This window comes from Mesorhizobium captivum (assembly GCF_033977165.1).
Classification (GTDB): Bacteria; Pseudomonadota; Alphaproteobacteria; order Rhizobiales; family Rhizobiaceae; genus Mesorhizobium; species Mesorhizobium captivum.
Genome location: NZ_JAVIJB010000014.1, coordinates 93,091 through 115,247, shown reverse-complemented (window position 1 = coordinate 115,247; position 22,157 = coordinate 93,091). Strand labels below are relative to the sequence as shown.

The window sequence follows — 22,157 nt, the reverse complement described above, 5'->3', positions numbered from 1 at the left end:
AATTCCAGGAAAAGTGAGACGCGGTTTAGGCTTGGCGACTTCGCCATAGCTTCCGTCCGGAATTGCGTGAAAATAAAAAGACGTCAGCCCTTCTTGATGGCCGGGCTGAACACCATCAGGCTCAGAATCTCGAACAGGACCTGGGCGCCGACATGGGCGGTGTTGGTGGTCGCGTCGTACTGCGGCGCCACCTCGACGACGTCGCCGCCGACGATGTTCAAGCCTTTCAGACCGCGCAGCAGCTCGAGCACTTCGCGTGTCGTCAGCCCGCCGACTTCAGGCGTGCCGGTGCCCGGCGCGAAGGCCGGATCGATGCTGTCGACGTCGAAGGAGATGTAGGTCGGGCCGTCGCCGACGATTTTGCGCGCCTTCTCGATGATGGCGGGAATGCCGAGGCCGGTCACCTCCTCGGCATGGACCACCGTCATGCCGGATTCGTAGGTGAACTCCCACAGATATTCAGCCGAGCCGCGAATGCCGATCTGGATCGTGCGGGTGGGATCGAGCACGCCGTCCAGCACCGCGTTGCGGAACGGTCCGCCGTGGTGGAACTTGGTCATGTCGAACAGGCCGCTGGTGTCGCAATGGGCGTCGATATGGATCATGCCGACCGGCGCCTCTTTGCCGACCGCCTTCAGGATCGGGTGGCTGATCGAGTGGTCGCCGCCGACCGAGAGCGGAATGACGCCGGCGTCGACGATCTGGTTGGTGCGGCGCTCGATGTCCTCGTGGCTGATCTCCAGCCGGTAGCGGCTCCGGAACGGCACGTCTCCGATATCGGCGACGCGAAGCTCGTGCGTCGGCGCGCATTCCAGCACATGGTTGTAGGGGCCGATGCGCTCGATCGTTCGCAATGCGCGTGGCCCGAAGCGCGCGCCGGGCCGGTTGGTGACGCCGAGGTCCATCGGCACGCCGATCATCGCCACCTGCAGGTCGCCGAAATCCGGATTGTCGGGCGCCATCTGCCGGTAGGGCGCGGCAAGGAAGGTCGGGACGCCGGCATAGGGCGCCAGCCGGGTGCCGCTCTTCGAAAAGATCTTGTCGGCGACCTTGCGGAACTTCGGATCGAACATCTCGCCGCCATGGCTCTCGCCATATTTGCGACGCAACGCTTCGAGCTTGCCGCGATCGTATCCCATGTCCGGGTTCTCCTGTCTCTTGTCCGGCGGAGTGTCCGGTAGCCCATGCGAAAAATCAATTGCGTTCGGGCCCGGCGGCTTGCCGCAGGCGGCCTCTTTTTGTCGGGCCAGCTTGCAAAGCGGGCAGCGCTTTCAAAAATAGAATGCTAAGAGGCGGTTGGCTAAGGCAATTCCAGGAAAACCGCGCGGCGGGTTTCCGTCCGGAATTGCGTGAGGACAAAAACTTGAAGCGCGGCGCCTGAAATCGTCAGGGCGCAATGCCTTTGTTGGAATGAGCAAGATATGGCACGAACCGATATAGCGCGGCGCGTCTACAACCACACCTGGAAGCTCGACCCGATCGTCCGCAGCCTGCTGGACACCGACTTCTACAAGCTTTTGATGCTGCAGATGATCTGGGGCATGTATCCCAAGGTCGATGCCACCTTCTCGCTGATCAACCGCACGACCTCGGTGCGCCTTGCCGACGAGATCGACGAAGGGGAACTGCGCGAGCAGCTCGACCATGCCCGCACCTTGCGCTTCTCCAAGAAGGAGATGATCTGGCTGGGCGGCAACACCTTCTATGGCCGCAAGCAGATCTTCGAGCCGGAATTCCTTGCTTGGCTGGAGGATTTCCGGCTGCCCGAATACGAGCTTTCCAGGCGTGACGGCCAGTTCGAACTCTCCTTCAGCGGCCCCTGGATGTATACGACGCTCTGGGAAATCCCGGCTTTAGCCATCATCAACGAATTGCGCTCCCGCGCCGCCCTGCGCTCCTTCGGCCCGTTCGCGCTCGACGTGCTCTACGCCCGCGCCAAGGCCAAGATGTGGGACAAGACCGAGCGGCTGAAGGCGTTGCCTGGCATCCGCATCTCCGATTTCGGCACGCGCCGCCGCCACTCCTTCCTGTGGCAGCGCTGGTGCGTCGAGGCGCTGAAGGAAGGCATCGGCGACGCCTTCACAGGCACCTCCAACGTGCTTTTGGCCATGGACAACGACCTCGAGGCTCTGGGCACCAACGCGCATGAATTGCCGATGGTGTTTGCGGCGCTCGCCAATTCCGAAAAGGAACTAAGAGAAGCCCCCTACAAGGTGCTGCAGGACTGGCAGCGCTACTATGGCGGCAATTTGTTGATCGTGCTGCCCGACACCTTCGGCACGGCTGCGTTCCTGCGCGACGCGCCGGACTGGATCGCCGACTGGACCGGCTTTCGCCCCGACAGCGCGCCGCCGATCGAAGGCGGCGAGAAGATCCTCTCCTGGTGGCGCGAGAAGGGCAAGGACCCGAAACAGAAGCTGCTCATCTTCTCCGACGGGCTCGAGGTCGAGACCATCGAGGAGACCTATCGTCACTTCAAGGGCAAGGTGCGCATGTCCTTCGGCTGGGGCACCAACCTCACCAACGATTTCGAAGGCTGCGCGCCGACCGAAACCAAGAGCCTCGACGCCATCTCGCTGGTCTGCAAGGTCAGCGAAGCCAATGGCCGGCCTGCGGTGAAGCTGTCGGACAACCCCGCCAAGGCGACGGGGGATGGGAAGGAGATCAAAAGGTATCTTAGGATTTTCGGCGAGAAGGATCGGGTGAGGCAGCTGGTCAAGGTGTGAGGGTCGCCACCAGTGACCTGTGTTGATCCGGCTTCGTCAATCGAGAAAGCGAGCCTGGATACGCCGAGTTCCTTCGCGCCCCCCTCTGTCCTGCCGGACATCTCCCCCTCAAGGGGGGAGATCATCTTGTCGTCTCCGCCTTCGCTAATCTCCGGCGCTGCAAGAGAGGCGCCGTCAGCCGAACTGCCAATCTCCCCCCTTGAGGGGGAGATGTCCGGCAGGACAGAGGGGGGCGCCGTAGAGCGCGAGCCCCTGTGGTTGGCTCTCGTAGCGACCCTGGTCCTTCTCCCCACCCCCGCCTTCGCCCACGCCTCCGACCGCGGCCATGTTCTCCTTCTCCCGACCGGCTACTACATTGCCGGCGGCGCGCTGGCCGTGGCCGTCAGCTTCCTCGTCCTGGCGCTACTTCCGCCTGCCGCCCTCGACAATTTCTGGCGCCGGCGCCTCCCGCTTATCGCCTTCGGGGACGGCCCGCGCACCATCGTCAGCCTGCTTTCCTTTGCCGGCTTCGCGTTGCTCATCGCCGCCGGCCTCTTCGGCAGCCGCGACCCGCTCTCCAACCCGTTGCCGCTGGCGATCTGGACGCTGCTCTGGACCGGCTTCACCCTGCTGCAGGGCGTCTTCGGCGATCTCTGGTCGTGGCTCAACCCATGGTATGGACCTTGGCGGATCGCGGTCCGTGTCCTCGGCCTTCGTGGCGACGAGAAGCGGTCACCGCGCCTCCCCAAATGGCTCGGTTTCTGGCCGGCTTTCGTGCTGTTCTTCGCCTTCGCCTGGTTCGAGCTGATCGACCCGGCGCCCGACGATCCGTCCCGCCTGGCCTATGCCGCCGGCGCCTATTGGCTGGTCGGCTTCGTCGCCATGCTCGCCTTCGGCTACAGCGACTGGAGCCGGCGCGGCGAATTCCTGACGGTATTCTTCTCCATGGTTGCCCGCTTCGCGCCGCTGCAGCGCGAAGAAGGCCATCTCAGCCTATGCTGGCCAGGCGCGAAGCTGCTCGCAGCCGAACCGTTGCCGCCAAGCGGAACGGCCTTCCTCTTGCTGGCGCTGTCGTCGGTGTCCTTCGACGGGCTGTCGAAAACCTTCTTCTGGCTGGGCCTGTTCGGCATCAACCCGCTGGAATTTCCCGGTCGCACCGTGTTGATCGGCATCGGCAGCTTCGGCCTCGTGCTGACGTTCTTTCTGCTCGCGGCCGTGTTCGCGCTTGCCGTCCTTCTCGGCCAGCGCCTTGCCGGCGATGCACAGCCGTTCGAAAAAGCCGCCGGCCTGCTGGTGTGGTCGATCGTGCCGATCGCGCTCGCCTACCACATCGCGCACTACCTCACCGCGCTGCTCGTCGACGGCCAATATGCGCTGGTCGCGCTATCCGATCCGTTCGCGCTTGGCTGGAACCTGTTCGACACCGCCGACATGGAAGTCGAGGCGGGCGTCGTCGCCGGCGCCGAGTCGGCATGGTGGCTGTGGAATTGCCAAGCCGGTGTCATCATTGCCGGCCATGTGCTGGCGGTGCTCGTCGCGCATGGCCTCGCCTGGCGGATGCATCCGAAAGTCTCTCGCGCGGCGCTCAGTCAGCTTCCGCTGACCTTCTTGATGATCGCCTACACGGTCTTCGGCCTATGGCTGCTTGCCACGCCGACCGCTGGGTGAGAGTGTCCCTGGGGAAGCTCGCTTGCCAGGTCACAGCTTTGGTGATTTAGTTTGTACACATGCAATTTTCGCATCCTCCGAGCGCGGAGGATCGAGCCGCCTTATCGCTGGTCAGAATTGAAAAAAACAGGGGAACGGACATGGCTGACAAGAACGGATTTTTCGACCTCTCCAAGACCACGCTTTCGCGCCGCACCGCGCTGAAGGGTATGGCCGCCGGCGCCGGCCTTGCGCTGGCGCCGGGCTTCGTCCGCTACAGCCAGGCGCAGAGCTCGGCCCCTATCAAGATCGGCTTCCAGTCGCACCGTACCGGCATTGGCGCAGCCTACGGCCGCTGGTACGAGAAGACGAGCGCTGCCGCCGTCAAGGCGATCAACGATGCCGGCGGCATCAGCGGCCGCAAAGTCGAGCTGGTGATCGAGGATGACGGCACCGATCCCGCCCGCGGCGCCGAGGTGGTCGGCAAGTTCGCCAAGCAGCACAAGACCGACATCGTCTTCGGCACGCTGTTCTCGCATGTCGTGATCGGCTCGGCGCCCGCCGCCGGCGAGAACAAGATCCCCTATTTCGTGGTCAGCGAAGGCCACCACGTCGCCTCCACCAAGCTCAACCGCTACGTCTTCCAGCCCGGCATCACCGACGTGAAGAGCCAGATCCAGGCGATGGCGCCGTGGATCGCGGCGAACGCCGGCAAGAAGGTGACGCAGATCTTCCCGGACTTCGCCTTCGGCTACGACCATCGCGACTACCTGCCGCCGGCGCTGAAGGCGCAAGGCGCCGACGTCATCGCCCAGATCGCCATCCCGCCGACGGAGTCGTCTTTCACCAAATACTTCCCGCAGATTCCGGCCGAGACCGAGGTGATCTACCACGTCATGGTCGGCCCGGCCGTGCTCACCTTCGTCAAGGAGCTCGGCGAGTTTTATGGCTCGCAAAGGCCGCAGCTCTTCGGCTTCATCGACTCGCTCGAAGCCGTCGACATCAACAGCCCGGGTCTGGAATTCCTCGACGGCAGCCATTTCTGGGAAGGCTCGCCGCGCTATGCGCAGCCTGACGATTCCGCGGCGCAGAAAGCCTACCGCGCTGCCGTCGGCATCGACGACAACGGCGCCGCCGTCGGTGATCCCAAGGACGTCTCCACCGCCGCCCACATGTTCGGCTGCTGGGAAACGCTCTATGTCGTCAAGAAGGCGATGGAGGATGCCGGCTACAAGGGACCGGAAGACCGCGCCAAGCTGGTCGAGGCGACCGAGGCGCTGAAGGAATTCGCCGAAGGGCCTGAGCATCCGCAGGGGCCAAAAACCTTCAACGGCAAGATCCACCAGTGTTTTGGTATCCAGAACATCTCCAAGGTCGAGGGCGGCAAACTCAAGGTCGTCCACAAGACCAAGATCGAGGACGGCCTCTACGAGCCGGAAGGGGATTACACGACGCAGGCGCTGTGAGCGCCTTACCCTCCCCCTCGTGGGGAGGGTCGGCGAATGGGCTTCGCATTCGCGAAGCCAATGAGACGGGGTGGGGGTCTTTTATGTCGATGCCTCATTCTTCTCACCCCACCCGACCGCTGGTCACCCTCCCCACAAGGGGGAGGGTCAAGGGCGCCCTGAATGCACTTCGGACCCCACCTACTCCTCGCCGCCCTCGAAGGCCTCGTCACGTCCGCCGTGCTGGCGCTGACGGCACTCGGGCTGTCACTGGTGTTCGGCGTCATGCGCATCGTCAACGTCGCGCATGGCGAGTTCTTCATGCTGGGCGCGGTGCTTGCCTGGGCGATCTCGACGGCGATTTCGGGCCATCCGGCGATCGGTTTCGCCGCGGCGCTTGTGGTCGCGCCTTTGCTGGTCGGGCTGGCCGCGTTTCTTGCTGAATGGCTAGTGCTGCGCCGGCTCAACTACAATCCCGAAAGCACCATCGTAGCCACCATCGGCATGCTCTACATCATTCAGCAGCTGGCGCTGACCTTCTACGGACCGGAGGCCCGCCCCGTCGAGCCGCCCTTCAGCTACCGCATCCTGCTGCCCTGGTTCGGCTATTCCGGCTACAAGCTCTCGGTGGTCGCCGCCTCGGCACTTCTGCTCGTGGTTACCTGGGTAGTGCTGACGCGCACCAAGATCGGCCTTGTCATGCGCGCTACCCAGTACGACCGCGAGACGGCGCAGGCCTTCGGCATTCCGGTCGAGCGCGTCTATGCCGGCGTGTTCGCCATCGGCGCCATGCTGGCGGCGATCGCCGCGGTGCTGATCGTGCCGATCAGCCAGGCGCATTACCTGATGGGGCAGGACCCGCTGTTGTTGTCCTTCATCGTCGTCATCATCGGCGGGTTGGGCTCACTGCGCGGCACCGTGATCGCCGCCATTCTGATCGGCCTCTCCGACGGCATCATCTCGATGTTCTTCTCGCCGACCTTGGCCAAGATCATCGCCACGCTGGTGGTCGCCATGGTGCTGGTGTTCCGGCCGCAAGGCCTGTTCGGGACCGCCCAGCGATGAGGGATGCTTCGCCGGCAAAGACCTACGCCCTGCATATCGGCGTCATTGCGCTTCTGTTCGTGCTGAACTTCGTCCTGCCGGACTACCATCAGGGGCTGTTCGCCCGCATCATGGCGCTGGCCGTCTTTGCCATCGGCTACAATCTGCTCTTCGGCTATGTCGGCCTGCTCAGCCTCGGCCACGCCATGTTCTTCTCCGCCGGTCTCTATGGCGCCGGGCTCACCGTCTACCATCTCGGCTGGGGTGTGCCGGAAGCCTTCGTCGCCGGGGTCGCCTGCGGCGCGCTGCTCGCCCTGGTCGTCGGCCTGCTCGCGTTGCGCACCTCGGGTGTGGCCTTCATGATCGTCACCATGATGTTCGCGCAGGTCTTTTACCTGCTGATCCTCTATTTCGCCGCCTGGACCGGCGGCGACCAGGGCCTAGTCATACAGCAGGCGGCGCGCACCTTGAATCTCGGCGGCGCCGCGCTCGACCTGACCGACCCGACCGTGCGTTACATGGCCGCGCTGGCGCTGTTCTCGGTCGCGCTGATCGTCACCCTTGCCGTCGTCCGTTCCCGCTTCGGCCGCGTGCTGGTCGCCATTCGCGAGAACGAGGAGCGCACCAAGATGCTCGGCTACGACACGGTCGCCAACAAGCTTGCCGCCGTCGTTGCCTCCGGCGCCATCTGCGCGGCCTCCGGCGCTGCCTATGCGCTGCTGTTCGGCTATATCGGATCGAGCTTCGCGTCGGTGCAGTATTCGATCCTGCCCTTGCTCTGGGTGCTGCTCGGCGGCGCCGCAACAGCGCTTGGGCCGCTCGTCGGCACGCTGTTCATGTACTATGTCACCGACATCACCAGCGGCTTCACCTCCGCCTATCTCTTGATCGTCGGCATCGCGCTCATCCTGCTGGTGCTGTTTGCCCCAAAGGGCATTCTGGGCTCCATCCGTCAACGCTGGCTTGGGTGGTTGCCGTGATGCCGCTGCTCACCACCAAGGGCCTGTCGCGCCATTTCGGCGGCCTGCGCGCCGTCGACGGCGTCGACTTCGCGCTGATGCCGGGTGAGATCCGCGCTATCATCGGCCCCAACGGCGCCGGCAAAACCACCTTCGTCAGCCTGCTCAGCGGCCGTATCCGTCCGTCTGCGGGCATGATCGTCTTTGACGGCGCCGACATCACCGGCATGCCGGCTTACCAAAGGGTTCGTCTCGGCGTTGCCTATACGTTCCAGATCACCAGCGTCTTCGCCAATCTCACCGCTTTCGACAATGTCGCGCTGCCGGTGCAGCGCACGCTGACCGACGGCCGCTCGAAGGGGCAGGTGAGAGCCGGTGTCATGGAAGCATTGGAGCGCACCGGCCTCGCCGATCGCGCCGGCACGCTGGCCGGGCAGTTGTCCTACGGCCACCAGCGCCTGCTCGAAGTCGCAATGGGTCTGGCGCTGAAGCCGCGCCTGCTTATCCTCGACGAGCCGACGCAAGGCCTGGCCGACAGCGAGATCGACAATTTCATCGCGCTGGTGCGCGAGATCGCCAAAAATGCCACCGTGCTTCTCATAGAGCACAACATGCCGGTAGTCATGCAGCTTGCCGACCGCATCACTGTCTTCAATTCGGGAAAGATCCTCGCCGAAGGCACGCCCGAGCAAATCCGCGCCAACGGCCAAGTCCAGGATGCCTATCTCGGAGCGACCCATGGCTGACCCCCTTATGGTCGATCGAGGCCTGCTCTCCATTTCCGGGCTCGACTGTTTTTATGGCGAAGTCCAGGTGCTCTATGGCCTCGACCTCGTGCTGAACAGGGGCGAGGTCCTCTGTCTATTCGGCCGTAACGGCGCCGGCAAGACGACGACACTGAAGGCGATCATGGGCCTGGTGCCTGCCGCGGCCGGTTCGATCAGGCTGGACGGCAAGGAATTGACCGGGCTCGCCGCGCATGACGTGCCGAAGGCCGGCGTCGCCTATGTGCCGCAGGGCAGGCGATTGTTCGCCGACATGACAGTGGCGGAAAACATCGAGATCGGCCTGATGGCGCGGGGCATGGGCAAGGCGACGCGCGAAAACGTCCTCGATCTTTTCCCGTTGCTGCGCGAGCGGCTGAAGCAACGCTCCGGCACGCTCTCCGGCGGCGAGCAGCAAATGCTGGCCATGGCGCGCGCGCTCTGCCTCGAGCCGCAGGTGCTTCTGCTCGACGAGCCGACCGAAGGGCTGATGCCGTCGATGATCGCCAAGATCCGCGAGACGGTGGCGAAGCTGCGTGATCTGGGCGTTTCGACCATCCTGGTCGAGCAGCGCGTCGATGCCGTGCTGTCGGTCGCCGACCGCGTCTCCTTCATCGAGAACGGCCGCAACCGCGAGACGGTCGACGTCGAGGAACTGCGCGCCGATCCGTCCGCGGTGCGCCGCTATGTCGGCGTGGGCTGAAGTGACCTCTGCAAAACCATGAACGGTTCTAAGCTCCCAACGCACCGATCGCCTTCGCGCGCACAAATGCCAGGCCGGCTACTGCGAGATCGCCAACCGCGATGCCGCGGAACGCGAAAGCTGTTCGCTCACTTGCGTTCTGACGACCTGACACGTCGCCGCTGACCAAACCTGTCAAGTCGCCCGCAACGAGCTCGGGCCTCACCATCGGCTTGCTCATCTGCGCCTCTTGCGCCAGGTCGTCTATGACGAGGCGATCGAAGGTAGCCATGGTTTCAGCCAGCCAAGGCAAAGCCAGATCGGTCATGGTCGCAAACACTCCGGCCTTCAGCCAACGCGCATCCAGAAACGGAACCGGCTCAGGCACCAAAGTGACCGTCGTCACCACAATGTCAGCCGACTCGACCGCCGCTTTGGCGGTATCGCAGGGCACTGCGGTGAGACCACGCATCTCTGCCATTCGACAAAATGCGTCGCGACTGCCTTTACCCCGACTGAAGGCCCGAATCTCTTGCAAGGGAAAAAGATCAGCCAGTGCCTCGAGGTGGCCGCGCGCCTGAACGCCGCATCCGATGAAGGCGACGCTTGTCGAGTCGGCCCGGGCCAGACGCCTTGCCGCCACGGCGCTTAGACCGGCTGTGCGCTTCTCGGTCACCCAATTGCCGTCGACCACGGCAAGAGGCAGCCCCGTCTCGGCGTCGAGAAGGGTGATCAGCGAGTTCAGGGTTGCAAGTCCCCGCTCGGGGTTGCGGGGGTTGACCACCAGCGATTTGGTCGCCAGGACACGAGGCTCGGTCGCGACACCGAGAGTAGCCATGATGTAGCGGTCGTCGCGAGGCAGCACCACCGCCTTCGGCGCACACCATACTTCGCCCCGCGTCTGACCGATGATCTGCCGCTCGATTTCGTCGACCACATCGGACGTCGAAATCGTTAGGCTGCCCAGGAATTCCGCTGACAGATAGGGCAGGCTCTCGGCTTGGATGGTCATCGTCGCCCCAAAGATTGGCTTGCTTTCGATAGGCATTCGTCGGTGTTGGTTTCCCAGCTCACCCGAAAAACAGAAATCCAGCAATCAAAAACGTCGGGATCAGCACCAGCCCGGACCAGGCCATATAGCCGAAGAAGCCGGGCATCTTGAAGCCGCGATGCCTGGCGATGGCAAAGACCATGAAGTTGGGCGCGTTGCCGATATAGGTGTTGGCGCCCATGAACACCGCGCCGGCCGAGATCGCGGCCAGCGTCGAGGCGGCCTCGGTCATCAGGTGTGTCGCGTCGCCGCCGGCGAGCTCGAAGAACACCAGATAGGTCGGCGCATTGTCGAGGAAGGACGACAATGCCCCCGTCAGCCAGAAATAGGCGAGGTCGTTCGGCTGGCCGTCGGCGGAGGTGACGAGCGACACCAGCGGCGCCAGCGCGCCGTCGAGACCAGCCCGCAGGATGGCGATGACCGGCACGATGCAGATGAAGATGCCGGCAAAGAGTTTCGCCACTTCGGCGATCGGCCCCCAGGTGAAGCCGTTCGCTTCTCTGTGGCTCTTGTACGAGACCTTTAGGGACAGGAAGGCCAGCGCCAGGATGATGGCGTCGCGCGCCAGATTCTGCAGTTCGAGGCTGACGCCGAGAACCGGGATGCTGACGCCCGGCTTCCAGCTGGCGGAAAGCAGGATCGCGCCTATGACGCCTGCAAGCAGCGGCAGGTTGGCGAGCCCGCGAATGCGCACCTTCGTGTCCGGTGTCGGGTCCTTGATCTTGGGCATGCCGGCCTCGCGGCGATGCAGGATGGTGTCGAGCGCCAGGAAGATGAGCAGGACCAGGCCGCCGACGAACAGCGCGTCGGGCAGGATGTGCACCGTCGTCCAGAAGAAGTCGACCCCGCGCAGGAAGCCAACGAACAGCGGCGGGTCGCCAAGCGGCGTCAGCGAGCCGCCGATGTTGGAGACCAGGAAGATGAAGAAGATCACCACATGGGCGTTGAACGGCCGGTTGTCGTTGGCGCGCAGCATCGGCCGGATCAGGATCATCGAGGCGCCGGTCGTGCCGATCACCGAAGCAAGGATCGCGCCGACAAGCAGCAGGCCGGCATTGACCAGAGGCGTGCCGTGGATGTTGCCGGCAAGGAGGATACCGCCGGAGATGGTATAGAGCGCGAACAACAGGATGATGAAGGACATGTATTCGGTGAGCAGTGTGTGCAGCACCGCTTCGCCCGCCGCAGGGATGCCGAAGGCGACCGCCAGGGGAACCACGACCAGCGCCGCCCAGGCGGCGGCGATCTTGCCGTAGTGATGTTCCCAGACAGGATGGAAGAGCAGCGGTCCGGTCGCGATCGACAGCAGCAAGCCGGCAAAGGGCAGTGCCCACCACAGCGACATCGCCGCGCCGGGCAACTCGTGAGCCTCGGCAGCGAAAGCCGGTTGCGCAAAGGCGACCACGGCTGCGGCAACCAGGCCCGCAACCAACTCTTTCATCGATACCAAGAAGCCCCCTCGATGCCTCACAGACGGGTCAGTCCGACAAATGGTCTTCGAGCGTCACACCGGCTTCGCGCATGAGAGCGATCATCGCGTCGAGCGAGCCGCTGAGGTCGATGCCGCGGCAGGCGTCGAGCCGGACCGTGGTCTTGAAGCCTTGCTTCACCGCATCGAGGGCCGAGAAGGCGACGCAGTAGTCGGTGGCGAGCCCGACCAGGGTCAAGGTGTCGATGCCGCGTTCCTTGAGATAGCCGGCTAGCCCGGTCGGCGTCGTATGGTCGTTTTCGAAGAAGGCCGAATAGCTGTCGATCGCCGTACGAAAACCCTTGCGGATCACCAGCTCGGCCTTGGTCCAGGCAAGCCCGGAATGGAAATCGGAACCGATGCTGCCCTGGATGCAGTGATCCGGCCAAAGCGTCTGCGGCCCGTAGGACATCTCGATCGTCTCGAAGGGCTGCGAGCCTGGATGGCTGGAAGCGAAGCTCGAATGGCCGGCGGGATGCCAGTCTTGCGTCAGCACGACATGCTCGGTGCGTCGGATCAAATCGTTGACCAGCGGCACGATCTCGTCGCCGCCGGCAACCGCCAGCGCGCCGCCGGGGCAAAAATCGTTCTGCAGGTCGATGACGATGAGCGCTTCCTCGGCCATGGGGCTTCCTTTCGTTGCGGCTCCATCAGATGCCGCTGACGCGACCGGAGGCAGAACCTTGACCAGATGACCGGTGGCGTCAACCTCCTCCAGCATAACAAAGCTGTGGCGGTGCTCGGGAAGCCTCTTCGGGAACCTCCGCTTTGACAATTGCAGCGAAGTTGATATCATTTGCATACGAATGAATTTGCCCGAGCCCGATGCCCGGCAGGTTCCCTCGGAAAGACCCCTTTCTGGGAAGGCAAAGCGTGATCCGTTACGCGAAACCCACCACGGTCGACGAGGCGCTCGCTCTGCTTGGCGAGGACCGTTGGCGCATCCTCGCCGGCGGCACGGATTTCTATCCGGCGCAGGGCGCAAAACCTTTTCGCGACAATATCCTCGACATCAACGGTCTCGCCGAACTGCGCGGCATCGCCGAGACGGGCGATCATTGGCGGATCGGCGCCCGCACCACCTGGACGGACGTCGTCCGTCACCCGCTCCCCGTGGCGTTCGACGCGCTGAAGGCGGCCGCGCGCGAAGTCGGCTCGGTCCAGATCCAGAACGTCGCTTCCGTCGCGGGTAATCTTTGCAACGCCTCGCCCGCCGCCGATGGCGTTCCGGCGCTTATGGTGCTCGATGCCGATGTCGAACTGCGGTCGGCGAAAGCCACGCGCCATCTGCCCCTCGGCGAGTTCATCCTTGGCAACCGCCGCACAGCGTTGCAGCCTGGCGAGATGGTCACTGCCATCCGTGTGCCGAAGCGTTCCGCCGTCGGCGCGTCGGCTTTCGTCAAGCTTGGCGCCCGGCGTTATCTCGTCATCTCCATCGCCATGGTGGCAGCTCGGCTCATGATCGAGGACGGGGCGGTCGCCGATGCGGCAATCGCCGTCGGTGCCTGCTCCGCCGTAGCCCGCCGTCTTGCCGGTGTCGAGGCGGTCCTTCGCGGGTGCCCGATCGACGAGGCGCTCGCCGACGCGGCCTTATCCGCGCCGATCGACGAACTGTCGCCGATCGGCGATGTGCGCGGCAGCGCCGAATACCGAGAGCACGCCGCACGCGAAATCGTTGCTCGCGCCGTGCGTGCCGCCCTCGGCCAGGATAGCGGCAAGGTGGCGGCATGAACGAAGCGCGGCCCGACATCGGCAAGGCCCGGCCGTCCACGAGCATGGCGCGAGCCGACATCGCCTTCGAGGTCAATGGCGCCGCCGTCAGCGTATCGGTGCCGCCGGTGCGGCGGCTGTCGCAGGTATTGCGCGACGAGTTGCGGCTGACCGGCACCAAGGTCGGCTGCGACGCCGGCGACTGCGGCGCCTGCACGGTGCTGGTCGACGGCGATCCGGTCTGCGCCTGTCTCGTGCCGGCGGCTTCGGTTTCCGGCGCTTCCGTCACCACGGTCGAGGGCCTCGCCAATGGCCGTCTCTCCACCCTGCAGGCTTCATTCCTCGAACATGGCGCCGCGCAGTGCGGCATCTGCACGCCGGGCCTGCTGGTGGCCGCCAGCGCGCTGCTGGAACGCAATCCCGCGCCAAGCGAGGCCGAAACGCAGGATGCGCTGGGCGGCGTGCTCTGCCGCTGCACGGGGTACAGAAAAATCGTCGCGGCGGTGATGCACGCTTCGCGCCAGATTGACGGTTTCGACAATCGCATGCCGGCCGCCGGCCGCGCCGTAGGCGCCTCGCCGATCCGCCTCGACGGCGTGCCGAAGGTCACCGGCGGCGAAAAGTTCGGCGGCGATTCGTTCCCGGCCGATGCGCTCGCCGTTCTCGTGGTTCGTTCGCCGCACTACCATGCCCGGTTCAGCTTCGGCGATCTCGAAGCCTGGGCCAGATCTCATCCGGGCATCGCCGGGGTCTTCACCGCGGCCGACATCCCAGGCCACAACTGCTTCGGCGCTATCGGGCCGTTTGCCGATCAGCCGGCTCTCGCCGAGGGCTTCGTGCGCCTGCGCGGCGAAGCGGTGGCGCTGGTGGCCGGTGAACGCGAAGCGATCCTCGATCTCGACCTGACGGATTTTCCGATTGCCTGGACGGAGCTGCCGCATGTGCTACAGCCCGGCGAGGCGAAGTCCGACGGCGCTGCGCTGATCCACAGCCACCGGCCAGCGAACCTGCTCACCTCGGGCCTGGTCGAACGGGGCGATCCTGAAGGCGCGCTGGCGGCAGCCGCTGTTACCGCGTCTGGCGCCATCGAAACCTCCTTCGTCGAGCACGCGTATATCGAGCCGGAAGCCGGCTACGCTTACATGGAAGGCGACACGCTGGTCGTCGTCGCCTGCACGCAAGCGCCCTATATGGACCGCGACGAGACGGCGAAGGTGCTGGGCCTTGCCGTCGACAAGGTGCGCATCGTGCCGACCGCCACCGGCGGCGGCTTTGGCTCCAAGCTCGATGTTTCGCTGCAGCCTCTCATCGGCCTGGTGGCGATGAAGACGGGACGGCCGGCCGCGCTTGCCTACACGCGCAATGAATCGATGATGTCGACCACCAAGCGCCATCCGGCCGAGATGAAAGCGACCATCGGCACGGATGCCGACGGCCGCGTCACCGGCATGGTCTTCACAGGCGATTTCAACACCGGCGCATACGCCAGCTGGGGGCCGACGGTCGCCAATCGCGTGCCGGTGCACGCCTCCGGCCCCTATCTGACGCCGAACTATCGGGCGGCGGGCTACGCCATCCACACCAATGGCCCGATCGCCGGCGCCTTCCGCGGTTTCGGCGTGCCGCAGGCGACGATCATGCAGGAAACGCTCTATGACGAGCTCGCCGGCAAGCTCGGCATGGACCGGCTCGATTTCCGCCTGAAGAACTGCCTTCATAACGGTTGCGAAACGGTGACGGGCCAACTCTTGGAGTCGGGCGTCGGCATCGGGGAATGTCTGGAGTCGCTTCGTCCGCACTGGGCGCGCGCGCTTGCCGAGACTGAAACATTCAACGCTACCAACACGGGGAAAAAGCGAGGCGTCGGCATCGCCTCCTGCTGGTACGGCTGCGGCAACACCTCGCTGCCCAATCCCTCGACCATCAAGGTCGGCATCTCGGTCGATGGTGACGTCGTCCTGCATCAGGGCGCGGTCGATATCGGCCAGGGCTCGAACACGGTCATCGCTCAGATCTGCGCCGACGCGCTCGGCCTGCCGCTAGAGAAATTCCGGCTGGAGAGCGCCGATACCGCCATCACGCCGGACGCCGGCAAGACATCCGCCTCGCGCCAGACTTTTGTGACCGGCAAGGCAGCCGAGAAGGCCGGCCGCGCGCTGCGCGAAAAAATCCTGCGCTTCGCCAATGTCTCCGGCCAGGCGACGATCGCGCTCGACGGCGCAGGCGTCTCCATCCGGGAGGGCGACGCGGCGCGCCGCATCGATCTCGCGACGCTGAGGGCCGATGCCGACGGTTTGGTCTTCGTGGCCGAAGAGACCTACGACCCGCCGACGCTGCCGCTCGACGCCAAAGGGCAGGGCAAGCCCTACGCCGTCTACGGCTATGGCGCGCAGATCGCCGAGCTCGAGGTCGACCTCAGGCTCGGGACCGTGAAGCTGATCAAGATCACCGCCGCGCATGATGTCGGCAAGGCGATCAATCCGGTGCTGGTCGAGGGCCAGATCGAGGGCGGCATCGCGCAGGGCATCGGCATGGCGCTGATGGAGGAGTATATCCCCGGCCGCACCGAGAACCTGCACGATTACCTCATCCCGACCATCGGCGACGTCCCGCCGATCGAACACATACTGGTCGAGGTTCCGGACCCGGAAGGACCGTTCGGCGCCAAGGGGCTGGGCGAGCATGTGCTGATCCCGACGGCGCCGGCGATCCTCAACGCCGTACGCCATGCCGCCGGCGTGCTGGTCACCAAGGTGCCGGCGACGCCCACCCGCATCCTGGCGGCGATCCGCGACAAGGAGGCGCGCCGATGAGCGAGCTTGCCGAACGTTTCGAAACCCACGATCCCGGCGAGAAGCAGGTGGCGGAAAAGATCCGCTGCGATGCCTGTCCGGTCATGTGCTACATCGCCGACGGCCGCACCGGCGCCTGCGACCGCTATGGCAATGTCGGCGGCCGCATCGTGCGCATGGACCCGCTGACCATCCTCGACCATGCGGCCGAAACCGGCGGCGCGGTCGTGCCTTTCGTTGCCGAGGGCGAAGAGTGGGGCGGCGAGCTGGTCAACACCGGGCGGCGCTTCGTCACCGCCATCGGCGCCGGCACCACCTATCCGGACTACAAGCCGGCCCCCTTCATCGTCAGCCAGGAGGTCGAGGGCGTCGATCTCGTCACCGTCGTCACCGAAGGCATCTTCTCCTACTGCGGCGTCAAGGTGAAGATCGACACCGACCGCCACATCGGCGATGAGACGGCGACCGTGCGGTCGGAAGGCGAGGCGATCGGCCATGTGACGACAGGCGAATATGGCTCGCAGATGCTGTCGCTCGGCGGTGTCCATCACCTGACCGGCGGCTCGAAGTCGGAGGGACGCGCCACCTGCGATGCGCTGCTCAATCTCTGCAACAGGAAGCCGGTCGAGCTCACCATCGATGGCGGCGCGACGGTCATCGTCGAGGCCGGCAAGGCGCCGGTCATCGACGGCAAGGTCGAGCACCGCATGCGCGTCGGCTGCGGCTCGGCCACCATCGGCATGTTCGCCACGCAATGGCGCGGCCTTGTCGACGAGGTGGTGGTGGTCGACGACCACATCACCGGTGTCGTTTCCGAGCACCAGGCCGGCAAGGTGCTGGGCTGGGAGGATACCGGTATAAAGATCATCGGCCGCCGTTCGACGCCCGGCCGCTATTTCAAGGTGTCGGAGCCCGGCCTCGGCTGGGGCGGCACCACGATCTCCGACCCGCTGTCGATCCTCGGCGACTGGAACGCCAAGAAGGGCGCGCGTCCGGGCCTGTCGCTCATGATGGTTTCGACGACCGGCGAACAGTTCGCCTATTACGAACTCGACGAGCAGCTGAAGCCGGTCGAAAAGCCGTTTCCGGAACGGCTGCAGAAATCGGTCGGCCTGATCGAGGACAATTGCGAACCGGCGCTTTGCACGGTTCTGTTCATCGGCGGCGCCGGCGGCTCGCTGCGCGCCGGCGTCACGGAAAACCCGGTCAACCTCACCCGCTCCGTGCAGGGCCTGAAGACCTATGTGACAGTGGGCGGCGCGCCGGTCTATGTGTGGCCGGGCGGCGGCATCACGCTGATGGTCGACGTCGCCCGCGTGCCGGAGGGCGCCTTCGGCTATGTGCCGACGCCGGCGCTGGTCGCGCCGATCGAATTCACCTTGCGCCGCGACGACTATGTCCGGCTGGGCGGCTATGAAAACGAGATCCGCAGCGTCGAGGATATCCTCGCCAAGGGCGGCGAATACCTAAATTCGCGCCGTGGCGCCGGCGCGCCGGCAGGCAACCCCTGGCCGCCGCTGGCGCAGTTGCGCCGTGGCCGGGCCAGCGGAGCCGAGTGATGAACGGCCCGCAGGCGCATTGGCTTGCCCACGGCAGGCGGCTTCACCTCAACCATGGGCCAATCGATCTTGTTGTCGAGGCTTTCGGCGAGCCGGATGAATGCCGCGCCGCCTATGCCCAGGCCGTTGCGCGCTTCCAGACCATCCTGACCGAGCTGGTCGAGGAGCTCCCCGAATTGCGCCGTCCCGCGTGCTCTATCCCGCGCACTTTCGTTGGTGCAACGGCGCGGCGCATGGAGACAGCTGTTGCGCCGTTGGCGGAAAAGTTCATCACGCCGATGGCCGCCGTCGCCGGTTCGGTAGCCGACGAAATGCTTGCCGCGCTGCTTAGTGGTCGCCGGCTCGATCGGGCCTATGTCAACAATGGCGGCGACAGCGCCATCCATCTCGGCAAGAGCCAGTCGATGACGCTGGCCGTCGCCGGCACCGGGCATGGCATGGCCGACCGCATCACCATACGCGCTGAAGACGGCGTGCGCGGCGTTGCCACCAGCGGCTGGCGCGGCCGGTCGTTCTCGCTGGGCATCGCGGATGCCGTCACCGTGCTGGCGCGGACCGGCGCCGAGGCCGACGCGGCAGCGACGCTGATTGCCAACGCCGTCGACCTGCCAGGCCATCCGGCGATCCATCGCGTGCCGGCGCGCGATCTGGCGCCCGACAGCGATCTCGGCGGGCGGCTGGTGACGCAAGGTGTCGGTGCGGTTGCACCCGGCGAGTTGGCCCAGGCGCTGGACAATGGCCTTGCCGTCGCCGAAGATTTTCGCCGGCGCGGCCTGATTGCCGCGTCGGCGCTGTTCCTTGCCGGTCAAACCCGCATCAGCGGCTCAGTGGCGCTCGCCGCGCCCAACAAGCATAAAGCAAAGGAAACTGCCCATGCCTGAATTTCCGATCCGCAAGATTGCAGTGCTGACGGAGGAAATCTTCCACGACGGCGGCCCGGTGCCGAAAGAGCCGCGCCTGCGCGCGGCAGCTCTCGCCGTGGTGAAGAACCCGTTCGCCGGCCGCTATGTCGAGGATTTGCAAGGCGCGATGGAAGACCTGAAGCCGCTCGGGCTGCTGCTTTCCGGCAGGCTGATCGCGGCACTCGGCGGCGACGTGAAAAAGATCGACGGTTACGGCAAGGGCGCCATCGTCGGCAGTGCCGGCGAACTGGAGCACGGCGCGCTGTGGCATGTGCCGGGCGGCTACGCCATGCGCGAGCGGTTGGGGGACGCCAAGGCGATCGTGCCGTCGGCAAAGAAGGTCGGCGCCTTCGGCGCGCGGCTCGACGTGCCGCTCGGCCACATCAACGCCGCCTATGTGCGCAGTCATTTCGACGCGATGGAGGTCGGCATCGGCGACGGGCCGCGTCCCGACGAGATCCTGTTCTGCCTCGCCATGACCTGCGGCCCGCGCGTCCACAACCGCATGGGCGGTCTGGCTGCCGAGGACATCAAGGCATGGGACGGCTTGAGATGAGCGGCGAGGACAATCTGCTGCGGCTCGTCGAAGCCGAAGAGCCGGACGAAAACAACTACCATCTGCAGGACCAGGTCGGCTTCATCCTGCGCAAGGCGCATCAGCGCCATGTCGCCATTTTCGCCGCCCACATTGCCGATCTGACGCCGCCGCAATTCGCCGCTCTGGCCAAGCTCTACGACATCGGCGAGACCTCGCAGAACCAGCTCGGCACGCTGATCGCCATGGATGCCGCCACGGTGAAAGGCGTCATCGACCGGCTGAAAGCGCGGGGGCTCGTCGAGCTCTCCAAGCACGAGGTCGACAAGCGGCGCCTGCTGGTCAATCTGACGCCGGAGGGCCGCGAGGCGATCGAGCGGCTGATCCCGCTTGCCCGCACCATCACCGAGGAGACTCTCGCGCCGCTGACGGCCAAGGAAGCCGCGACCTTCCTGCGGCTGCTGGCGAAGCTGGCGTGAGCGGGCCGGCGATCCGTCGCGCCCCTCTGGCGGCGCGGTGCGCGATGGGGGCCGCATCCAGGATGTCAGCCCGCAGGACTAGTGACGGTATGGGAGACCGGCCTGATGTGGGCGAACGTGCTGCGGCCGTTCCAGGTCGGGAAAGCTCTTGCGAGCGACAGGTCGCCGTCGAGTTGGATGCGGTCCTCGCGGGTGGCCTGAGCCCAAGTAAGCTGTCCGGCGTGCCATTTGACGAAGGCTTCGGCTTCCGCCGTGACGTAGAGGTCCTCGTCGAGGCCGGGATTCGTCTTGCAGATCTCGGTGTCTCCAAGTTCGATAAGTAGCCAATAGCGCTCACGGCGCGGGCGGCCGGTGAAGTCGAAACGGATGACGACGCGTCGATCCGGGAGCCGGTCCCGGCGTAGCGCATTGCACATCGACCACAGGGCCACAAAGGGGTCGAGATGCTGGGGGGCGATCTCGAGCCAATGCGCTCCCCATTCGCCGAGCGATTGGCAAACCGCGAAGAGGTCGTGGCCGGCGAATGTGAGCTCGTAGTGGCGCCCGCGCCCGTCGGGCTTGGGTGCCGACTCGACGACACCGACCGATTCGAGCTGCTTGAGCCGCTCCGAGAGCAGCGTACGGGAGAGTCCGGGCGCGCCCTCCAGGATCTCGCTGAAGCTTCCGCAGCCAAGATACAGGTTGCGGATGATCAGCGGTGTCCAGCGCTCGGCGAAAATCTCGGCGCCGCGGGCAATGGGGCAGTACTGGCCGTATGTCCTCATGACAGACGCCCTCACAACAGCAGTGTTGCGCATCCGCCTCCAATTGTGGAGTCCAGATTGTTGACTATACGGCAGCGGCCCGCCGTGGTCCGATGTGGCCTCTCTCGACGAGAGGAGGACAAGATGACGACAGCTATAACGACAACAAAGTACGCAGAAGCCCACCACGGGAGCATACAGCCAACCGTCGTGGAAATCGACGGGTTCCGAGGCCGGCTGATCAATGCCAGCCACGCCGACTACGATGTCGCCCGTGCAATCTGGAACGGCGCCATTGACCGGCGCCCGCATCTGATCGCCCGATGCATCGGGACCGCCGACGTGGCGACGGCCGTGCGTTTCGCTCGCGATCACGACATGGAGATCGCCGTACGAGGCGGAGGCCACGGCGTGGCGGGCACCGCCGTTTGCGACGACGGGATCGTCATCGACCTCTCGGCGATGCGGGGCGTGCGGGTCGATCTCGCCAGCCGCAGGGCGTGGGTGCAGGGTGGCGCGCTGTGGGGCGACGTCGACCGCGAGACGCAGCCCCACGGCCTCGCCACCACTGGCGGAATCGTGAGCCATACCGGAGTCGCCGGGCTCACCCTCGGTGGTGGCATCGGCTGGCTGATGCGCAAGCATGGCCTCGCGGTCGACAACCTCCTCGCCGCCGACGTCGTAACGGCCGACGGCGAGCGGCTGCAGGCGTCCGAGGACGAGCACCCCGACCTGTTCTGGGCGTTGCGTGGTGGTGGCGGCAATTTCGGCGTGGTCACCTCGTTCGAGTTCCGCCTCCATCCCGTCGGGCCCACCGTTCTGGCCGGGCCTATCCTCTGGGACGCCAGCGACGTCGGCGAGGTCCTCCGTTTCTACCGCGACTTCATCCGCACCGCGCCCGACGAGCTCGGCACGGTCGTAAAATTCTGCACCGTGCCGCCTCTATCAGTCATCCCCGAAGAACTGCACTGGCGCCAGGTGGTGATGGTGGGTATCTGCTACGCCGGGCCGACCGAGGACGGTGAGAAGGCGCTCTGCCCGCTCCGCGCATTTCGGACTCCCCTGCTGGATCTGGCCGCGCCCAAGCCGTACGTGGTATTCCAGAGCGCGCTCGACTCGACCGTCCTCCACGGGTGGAATTACTACTGGAAGGCCACCCATCTACCCGAGCTCAGCGACGACCTCATCGACGTGATTGCCGGGCAAGCGTTCTCCTGCTCGTCTCCGCGGTCGTATGTGGCAATGTTCCATCTGAAGGGGGCGGTAAGCCGAGTGGCGGAGGGCGCGACGGCGTTCGGGAACCGGCAAGCGTCGCACGCGATCATCGCCCACGCTGCGTGGCGGCCCGGAGAGGACTATGGCGATCAAGATACCGCCTGGACGAAGAGGTTCTTCGCCGCCCTCGCACACTTCCGCGAAGGCGTTTACGTCAACTTCCTCGGCGGCGACGAAGATCCGGACCGGGTCCGCGAGGCGTACGGCGACTCTGTCTACGACCGGCTGGTGGATGTGAAGACCACATACGACCCCGACAACGTCTTCCACCACAACCAGAACATCCGCCCGGTTTGAGTGACGGTGCAGGCGGTTCCGACGGCGCGGGCGATGTTAAAGCATGTCTCCCGAAAGTGGGAACCGGTTTCGGGACAAAGACATGCGTAAAATCAAAACC

Annotated in this window: 19 protein-coding genes; 14 read left to right on the top strand and 5 right to left on the bottom strand. The window is 65.2% G+C overall.

The features are described from left to right. Positions 1 to 83: 83 nt before the first annotated feature. The gene (speB, locus tag RFM40_RS14500) at positions 84 to 1,139 is read right to left on the bottom strand and encodes an agmatinase (protein ID WP_320225080.1); all 1,056 of its coding nucleotides are present in this window, start codon (positions 1,137 to 1,139) and stop codon (positions 84 to 86) included. Between the two features lie 282 nt (positions 1,140 to 1,421). On the opposite strand from speB, the gene pncB reads away from it, so the two are divergent. From pncB to RFM40_RS14465, 7 genes are all read left to right on the top strand, one after another. Beyond that, positions 1,422 to 2,726, top strand: a complete 1,305-nt coding sequence (gene pncB / locus RFM40_RS14495) for a nicotinate phosphoribosyltransferase (RefSeq protein ID WP_320225079.1) — start codon at positions 1,422 to 1,424, stop codon at positions 2,724 to 2,726. A gap of 210 nt (positions 2,727 to 2,936) precedes the next feature. Then, positions 2,937 to 4,373: a hypothetical protein gene (locus RFM40_RS14490; protein ID WP_320277709.1), complete on the top strand. Its 1,437-nt coding sequence runs from the start codon at positions 2,937 to 2,939 to the stop codon at positions 4,371 to 4,373. Positions 4,374 to 4,513: 140 nt separating this feature from the next. After that, positions 4,514 to 5,818, top strand: a complete 1,305-nt coding sequence (locus RFM40_RS14485) for an ABC transporter substrate-binding protein (protein WP_320225077.1) — start codon at positions 4,514 to 4,516, stop codon at positions 5,816 to 5,818. 162 nt (positions 5,819 to 5,980) lie between these two features. Continuing rightward, positions 5,981 to 6,862: a branched-chain amino acid ABC transporter permease gene (locus RFM40_RS14480; protein WP_320225076.1), complete on the top strand. Its 882-nt coding sequence runs from the start codon at positions 5,981 to 5,983 to the stop codon at positions 6,860 to 6,862. Further along, positions 6,859 to 7,821 (top strand): branched-chain amino acid ABC transporter permease, encoded by a 963-nt coding sequence (locus tag RFM40_RS14475; RefSeq protein ID WP_320225075.1) that lies wholly within the window; start codon positions 6,859 to 6,861, stop codon positions 7,819 to 7,821. Before RFM40_RS14480 ends, RFM40_RS14475 begins: the two co-directional genes overlap by 4 nt. Next, the gene (locus RFM40_RS14470) at positions 7,818 to 8,546 is read left to right on the top strand and encodes an ABC transporter ATP-binding protein (RefSeq protein WP_320218296.1); all 729 of its coding nucleotides are present in this window, start codon (positions 7,818 to 7,820) and stop codon (positions 8,544 to 8,546) included. The genes RFM40_RS14475 and RFM40_RS14470 overlap by 4 nt, the downstream gene beginning before the upstream one ends. Continuing rightward, positions 8,539 to 9,267, top strand: coding sequence for an ABC transporter ATP-binding protein (locus RFM40_RS14465; RefSeq protein ID WP_320225074.1), 729 nt, complete (start codon positions 8,539 to 8,541; stop codon positions 9,265 to 9,267). The genes RFM40_RS14470 and RFM40_RS14465 overlap by 8 nt, the downstream gene beginning before the upstream one ends. 28 nt (positions 9,268 to 9,295) lie before the next feature. Here RFM40_RS14465 and RFM40_RS14460 read toward each other — a convergent pair whose 3' ends face one another. The 3 genes from RFM40_RS14460 to pncA are packed head-to-tail and all read right to left on the bottom strand — an operon-like array spanning position 9,296 to position 12,390. Next, entirely contained in the window at positions 9,296 to 10,258 is a 963-nt protein-coding gene (locus tag RFM40_RS14460) for an ornithine cyclodeaminase family protein (protein WP_320225073.1), read from the bottom strand. 58 nt (positions 10,259 to 10,316) lie between these two features. Next, the gene (locus RFM40_RS14455) at positions 10,317 to 11,738 is read right to left on the bottom strand and encodes a sodium:proton antiporter (protein ID WP_320225072.1); all 1,422 of its coding nucleotides are present in this window, start codon (positions 11,736 to 11,738) and stop codon (positions 10,317 to 10,319) included. Between the two features lie 37 nt (positions 11,739 to 11,775). Next, complete coding sequence (gene pncA, locus RFM40_RS14450; protein ID WP_320225071.1) at positions 11,776 to 12,390, bottom strand: bifunctional nicotinamidase/pyrazinamidase; 615 nt, start codon at positions 12,388 to 12,390, stop codon at positions 11,776 to 11,778. A gap of 248 nt (positions 12,391 to 12,638) precedes the next feature. On the opposite strand from pncA, the gene RFM40_RS14445 reads away from it, so the two are divergent. The 6 genes from RFM40_RS14445 to RFM40_RS14420 are packed head-to-tail and all read left to right on the top strand — an operon-like array spanning position 12,639 to position 19,742. Continuing rightward, positions 12,639 to 13,496, top strand: a complete 858-nt coding sequence (locus tag RFM40_RS14445; RefSeq protein WP_320225070.1) for an FAD binding domain-containing protein — start codon at positions 12,639 to 12,641, stop codon at positions 13,494 to 13,496. Next, positions 13,493 to 16,288 (top strand): molybdopterin-dependent oxidoreductase, encoded by a 2,796-nt coding sequence (locus tag RFM40_RS14440; protein ID WP_320225069.1) that lies wholly within the window; start codon positions 13,493 to 13,495, stop codon positions 16,286 to 16,288. The genes RFM40_RS14445 and RFM40_RS14440 overlap by 4 nt, the downstream gene beginning before the upstream one ends. After that, positions 16,285 to 17,826, top strand: coding sequence for a 6-hydroxynicotinate reductase (locus RFM40_RS14435; protein ID WP_320225068.1), 1,542 nt, complete (start codon positions 16,285 to 16,287; stop codon positions 17,824 to 17,826). The genes RFM40_RS14440 and RFM40_RS14435 overlap by 4 nt, the downstream gene beginning before the upstream one ends. Continuing rightward, the gene (locus RFM40_RS14430; RefSeq protein WP_320225067.1) at positions 17,826 to 18,707 is read left to right on the top strand and encodes a UPF0280 family protein; all 882 of its coding nucleotides are present in this window, start codon (positions 17,826 to 17,828) and stop codon (positions 18,705 to 18,707) included. The genes RFM40_RS14435 and RFM40_RS14430 overlap by 1 nt, the downstream gene beginning before the upstream one ends. Then, on the top strand, positions 18,700 to 19,284 hold the full coding sequence (locus tag RFM40_RS14425; RefSeq protein ID WP_320225066.1) for an amino acid synthesis family protein: 585 nt from the start codon (positions 18,700 to 18,702) through the stop codon (positions 19,282 to 19,284). Before RFM40_RS14430 ends, RFM40_RS14425 begins: the two co-directional genes overlap by 8 nt. Further along, complete coding sequence (locus RFM40_RS14420) at positions 19,281 to 19,742, top strand: MarR family winged helix-turn-helix transcriptional regulator (protein ID WP_320225238.1); 462 nt, start codon at positions 19,281 to 19,283, stop codon at positions 19,740 to 19,742. The genes RFM40_RS14425 and RFM40_RS14420 overlap by 4 nt, the downstream gene beginning before the upstream one ends. A 65-nt stretch (positions 19,743 to 19,807) precedes the next feature. Here the strand turns inward: RFM40_RS14420 and RFM40_RS14415 are convergent, their stop codons facing one another. Beyond that, positions 19,808 to 20,506 (bottom strand): winged helix-turn-helix transcriptional regulator, encoded by a 699-nt coding sequence (locus RFM40_RS14415; RefSeq protein ID WP_320225065.1) that lies wholly within the window; start codon positions 20,504 to 20,506, stop codon positions 19,808 to 19,810. A 123-nt stretch (positions 20,507 to 20,629) separates the two neighbouring features. Between RFM40_RS14415 and RFM40_RS14410 the strand changes: the two genes are divergently transcribed. Then, positions 20,630 to 22,057 carry an FAD-binding oxidoreductase gene (locus tag RFM40_RS14410; protein WP_320225064.1) on the top strand — a complete coding sequence of 476 codons (1,428 nt, stop codon included), beginning with the start codon at positions 20,630 to 20,632 and terminating at the stop codon, positions 22,055 to 22,057. Positions 22,058 to 22,157: the final 100 nt, after the last annotated feature.

What these genes read in the sequence shown, in the direction of transcription:
- speB (WP_320225080.1), bottom strand. Translation starts at nt 1,139, where the DNA reads ATGGGATACGATCGCGGCAAGCTCGAAGCGTTGCGTCGCAAATATGGC.
- pncB (WP_320225079.1), top strand. Translation starts at nt 1,422, where the DNA reads ATGGCACGAACCGATATAGCGCGGCGCGTCTACAACCACACCTGGAAG.
- RFM40_RS14490 (WP_320277709.1), top strand. Translation starts at nt 2,937, where the DNA reads ATGTCCGGCAGGACAGAGGGGGGCGCCGTAGAGCGCGAGCCCCTGTGG.
- RFM40_RS14485 (WP_320225077.1), top strand. Translation starts at nt 4,514, where the DNA reads ATGGCTGACAAGAACGGATTTTTCGACCTCTCCAAGACCACGCTTTCG.
- RFM40_RS14480 (WP_320225076.1), top strand. Translation starts at nt 5,981, where the DNA reads ATGCACTTCGGACCCCACCTACTCCTCGCCGCCCTCGAAGGCCTCGTC.
- RFM40_RS14475 (WP_320225075.1), top strand. Translation starts at nt 6,859, where the DNA reads ATGAGGGATGCTTCGCCGGCAAAGACCTACGCCCTGCATATCGGCGTC.
- RFM40_RS14465 (WP_320225074.1), top strand. Translation starts at nt 8,539, where the DNA reads ATGGCTGACCCCCTTATGGTCGATCGAGGCCTGCTCTCCATTTCCGGG.
- RFM40_RS14460 (WP_320225073.1), bottom strand. Translation starts at nt 10,258, where the DNA reads ATGACCATCCAAGCCGAGAGCCTGCCCTATCTGTCAGCGGAATTCCTG.
- RFM40_RS14455 (WP_320225072.1), bottom strand. Translation starts at nt 11,738, where the DNA reads ATGAAAGAGTTGGTTGCGGGCCTGGTTGCCGCAGCCGTGGTCGCCTTT.
- pncA (WP_320225071.1), bottom strand. Translation starts at nt 12,390, where the DNA reads ATGGCCGAGGAAGCGCTCATCGTCATCGACCTGCAGAACGATTTTTGC.
- RFM40_RS14440 (WP_320225069.1), top strand. Translation starts at nt 13,493, where the DNA reads ATGAACGAAGCGCGGCCCGACATCGGCAAGGCCCGGCCGTCCACGAGC.
- RFM40_RS14435 (WP_320225068.1), top strand. Translation starts at nt 16,285, where the DNA reads ATGAGCGAGCTTGCCGAACGTTTCGAAACCCACGATCCCGGCGAGAAG.
- RFM40_RS14430 (WP_320225067.1), top strand. Translation starts at nt 17,826, where the DNA reads ATGAACGGCCCGCAGGCGCATTGGCTTGCCCACGGCAGGCGGCTTCAC.
- RFM40_RS14425 (WP_320225066.1), top strand. Translation starts at nt 18,700, where the DNA reads ATGCCTGAATTTCCGATCCGCAAGATTGCAGTGCTGACGGAGGAAATC.
- RFM40_RS14420 (WP_320225238.1), top strand. Translation starts at nt 19,281, where the DNA reads ATGAGCGGCGAGGACAATCTGCTGCGGCTCGTCGAAGCCGAAGAGCCG.
- RFM40_RS14415 (WP_320225065.1), bottom strand. Translation starts at nt 20,506, where the DNA reads ATGAGGACATACGGCCAGTACTGCCCCATTGCCCGCGGCGCCGAGATT.
- RFM40_RS14410 (WP_320225064.1), top strand. Translation starts at nt 20,630, where the DNA reads ATGACGACAGCTATAACGACAACAAAGTACGCAGAAGCCCACCACGGG.